The sequence below is a fragment of the Streptomyces sp. SID12501 genome (assembly GCF_010550245.1).
Lineage (GTDB): Bacteria > Actinomycetota > Actinomycetes > Streptomycetales > Streptomycetaceae > Streptomyces.
The window spans coordinates 1-487 of record NZ_JAAGLU010000490.1 but is presented as its reverse complement, the minus strand read 5'-3'; the positions used below and the strand labels follow the sequence as shown (position 1 = coordinate 487).

At 70.4% G+C, this 487-nt stretch carries 1 protein-coding gene; it reads left to right on the top strand.

Annotated elements, in window-relative coordinates:
- On the top strand, positions 1-413 hold a 413-nt coding region (gene traA / locus G3I71_RS46920), incomplete at its 5' end, for a plasmid transfer protein TraA (protein WP_164325055.1).
- Positions 414-487: the final 74 nt, after the last annotated feature.

Sequence of the window (487 nt, the reverse complement as noted above, 5' to 3'; positions counted from 1 at the left end):
GCAAGGTCAACGGCAGAGGGAACGGCAGCGGTAACCGCAGCGGAAACAGCGGGGCCGGGGCCCGTTGGTCCGAGAACCCGGGCGCGGGCTCGGGGGCCCTGCCGGCGCCGGAGTTCACGTCTCCGGCGCAGGTCCGGGACTACTGCAACAGCGTCCGGGCGGCCATGGCGATGTTGGCGTTCGAGTTGGCGATGGGCGCGGAGATCATGAAGGCCACGCTGTCGCAGGTCCCCGACCCGGAGGGCCGCGTGGGCGCCTCCCGCGTCCGGGCCTGGAAGGTCGCCCGGAAGCTTTCGAAGTCCGCTGACGCGGCTCTCGACGCGGCGAAGAACGCGGCGGCGACGTACGCCGCGTTCCAGCGCGAGTACGAGGAAGAGATCAACCGCGTCCGTGTCCACGCGCGCCGTCGGTAGATGCCGCGCATGGACTGGACGCCGCAGTAAGGGGGGTGGAGACCATGGCGAAGACCATCGAGAAGTCGCAGGAG